We start from the raw sequence: 2,695 nt of genomic DNA, 5'->3' as shown, positions 1-2,695 counted from the left end.
GTAGTCGATCACCGGCGCGACGGTCGCGGGTATGGGCGGGGAGGGGTCCACGGTCACGGCAGCTCTCCACGGTCGATCCGACGGATGACCCTGCTGGAGAGTGGCAGGATGTGTGGCGATCATCGCACAATCACGGCGCGACCGTATCCGGGTACCTGCGCTGCGGCGGCGGGCTACCGTGAGCGGCAGTGTTTCTCCGGTTCTGGTTCCGGTGGGTGTCGCGCGCCAGGCCGAATCGAGTCAGTAGGGAGGGCGGGCGGCGATGGTGAACCGGCTGTCGGCGACGGACGCGGCCTTTTACCGGCTGGAGAACACCACCACGCCGATGTATGTGCAATCGCTGTTCATCGTGCGCCGGCCGCGCGGCGGATTGAGCTACGAGCAGCTGCTGGCCACCGTCGAGCAACGGCTGCCACAGATCCCGTATTACCGGCAGAAGATCCGGGAAGTCACGATGAGCCTGGCCCGGCCGGTGTGGGTCGATGACCACGAGTTCGACATCACCTACCATGTGCGCCATCTCGCGGTGCCGTCGCCGGGCAGCGACCGCCAGCTGCACGAGTTGATCGCCCATCTCGGGCAGCAGCGGCTGGATCGGCACCGGCCGCTGTGGGAGCTGTACCTGATCGAGGGCCTGGCCGACAACCGCATGGCGCTCTACATCAAGTCGCACCAGGCGCTGGTCAACGGAATGGCGGCGCCCGCGCTCGGTCATGTGCTGGTGGACCGGACGCAGCGCCCGCCGCCGTTCGACGAGGACATCTGGGTTCCGCGGCGCGAGCCCGGCGCCGTCGAACTGGTGCTGGGGGCGCTCGGGGACTGGGTTGCGGCACCTCGAACCCAGCTGCGGGCGGTCGGATCGACGTTCAGCGACCCGCTGACCTGGGTGGGCCGCAAGGCATTCGACACCGCCCGGGCGATGGTGCGCGGCACCGCGCCGAACACCCCGCTCAACACCCAGGTGTCGCAGAACCGCCTCTTCACGGTGGCGCACGGGGCGCTGGAGGACTACCGCACGGTACGGGCCCGCTACGGCTGTGCGATCAACGACGTCGTGCTCGCCGTGATCACCGGGGCACTGCGCAACTGGCTGCTGTCCCGCGGCGAGCCGGTGTCCTCGACGCGGACGGTGCGGGCGATGGCGCCGCTGTCGGTGTATCCCGACCATGAGTACGACACCGCGGGTCAGCCGATCGGTTCGGTCACCCCGTTCCTGGTGGATCTGCCGGTCGGCGAACCCAATCCGGTGGTGCGACTGTCCCAGATCGCCTACGCCACCGAGTCGCACCCCGCTCCGACCGGCCTGGTGGATGCCCGCACCATCTTGACGGTGTCGGGCTTCGCGCCGCCGACGCTGCATGCGATGGGCGTTCGGGTCGCCACCGCGTTCGCCGGGTTCTCCGGGCGGGTGTTCAACCTGTTGATCACCAATGCGCCCGGCGCGCAGCGGCAACTGTACGTCTGCGGCGCAAAACTGCTCGAGACCTACAGCGTGCCCCCGCTGCTGCCCAACAAGGCGTTCACCATCGGGGTCACGTCCTACAACGGCATGCTGTACTACGGGGTCAACGCCGACCGCAAGTCGATGAGTGACGTCGGGCTGGTCTCTGCGCTGTTGGACGAAGCGCTGGCCGAACTGCTGGAGGCTGCGACATGAGCGGAGCGCAGGCCCGGATCGCCGACGATGTGTATCAGGCCGAATTACTGCGCCTGCAAATCGAATTCGTCAAACTCCAGGAATGGGTGCGACGCTCCGGCGCTCGAGTCGTGGTGATCTTCGAAGGCCGCGACGCGGCCGGCAAAGGCGGTGTCATCAAGCGGATCACCGAGAGCCTCAACCCGCGTGTGGTCCACGTGGCGGCTCTGCCGGCGCCCACCGAACGCGAACGGTCTCAGTGGTATTTCCAGCGTTACGTCGCCGCGCTGCCGGCCCGCGGCGAGATCACCCTTTTCGACCGGTCGTGGTACAACCGCGCCGGCGTGGAGAAGGTGATGGGATTCTGCACGGCCGAAGAGCATGCGCGCTTCCTCGAACAGGCCCCGGTCTTCGAGCAACTGCTGATCGACGACGGAATCCTGCTGCGCAAGTACTGGTTCTCGGTCTCCCAGGAGGAACAGCTGCGTCGGTTTCGCAACCGGCGCAACGATCGACTCAAGCAGTGGAAGCTGTCCCCGATGGACCTCGAGTCGGTGAACCACTGGGATGACTACTCGCGGGCCCGTGACGAGATGATGGCGCACACTGACATCGCGGCAAGCCCCTGGTACGTCGTCGAGTCCGAGATCAAGAAGCACGCGCGGCTGAACATGATGGCGCACCTGCTGTCGACGATTCCCTACCGCGAGGTGGCGCTGCCGCAGGTGGAACTGCCGGACCGGCCCGCGGCGGGCGACCGTTACCAGCGCCCCGACCGCGGAAACTACCGCTACGTCGAGGACTACGCGGCGACGCTGGCGGGCGAGGCGTGACCGGTCCCGGCCGGGCCGCGGTGTTTGATGGCTGCGACCGGCTTCGTCGCGCTCGTTATCGCCGCTAAGGTCTGGGCTCATGCGCGTGTACATCCCGGTGACGCTGGCCATGCTGGCCCAGTTGGTCGCCGACGGGTCAGTGCAGGCGGTCAGCGGGACCGCGTTCGCTGTGACCCCGGCGCTGCGGGAGTCCTACGCCCACGGCGACGACGAGGAACTGGCCGAG

General features: G+C 67.6%; 3 protein-coding genes. All 3 read left to right on the top strand.

The window, feature by feature from the left end; all coding sequences use genetic code 11:
* The first annotated feature begins 262 nt into the window (after positions 1-262).
* The gene (locus tag DQP56_RS23690) at positions 263-1,657 is read left to right on the top strand and encodes a WS/DGAT/MGAT family O-acyltransferase (RefSeq protein WP_112689500.1); all 1,395 of its coding nucleotides are present in this window, start codon (positions 263-265) and stop codon (positions 1,655-1,657) included.
* Positions 1,654-2,469 carry a polyphosphate kinase 2 gene (gene ppk2 / locus DQP56_RS23685; protein WP_112689498.1) on the top strand — a complete coding sequence of 272 codons (816 nt, stop codon included), beginning with the start codon at positions 1,654-1,656 and terminating at the stop codon, positions 2,467-2,469. Before DQP56_RS23690 ends, ppk2 begins: the two co-directional genes overlap by 4 nt.
* A gap of 79 nt (positions 2,470-2,548) precedes the next feature.
* The coding region (locus DQP56_RS25850; RefSeq protein ID WP_435673906.1) for a DUF6912 family protein at positions 2,549-2,695 on the top strand (147 nt) is incomplete at its 3' end.

The sequence above is a fragment of the Mycolicibacter senuensis genome (genome assembly GCF_003284925.1).
Taxonomy (GTDB): Bacteria; Actinomycetota; Actinomycetes; order Mycobacteriales; family Mycobacteriaceae; genus Mycobacterium; species Mycobacterium algericum_A.
Note: the sequence above shows the minus strand (reverse complement) of the source record. Positions and strands in the feature narration are given on the sequence as shown.

What these genes read in the sequence shown, in the direction of transcription:
- DQP56_RS23690 (WP_112689500.1), top strand. Translation starts at nt 263, where the DNA reads ATGGTGAACCGGCTGTCGGCGACGGACGCGGCCTTTTACCGGCTGGAG.
- ppk2 (WP_112689498.1), top strand. Translation starts at nt 1,654, where the DNA reads ATGAGCGGAGCGCAGGCCCGGATCGCCGACGATGTGTATCAGGCCGAA.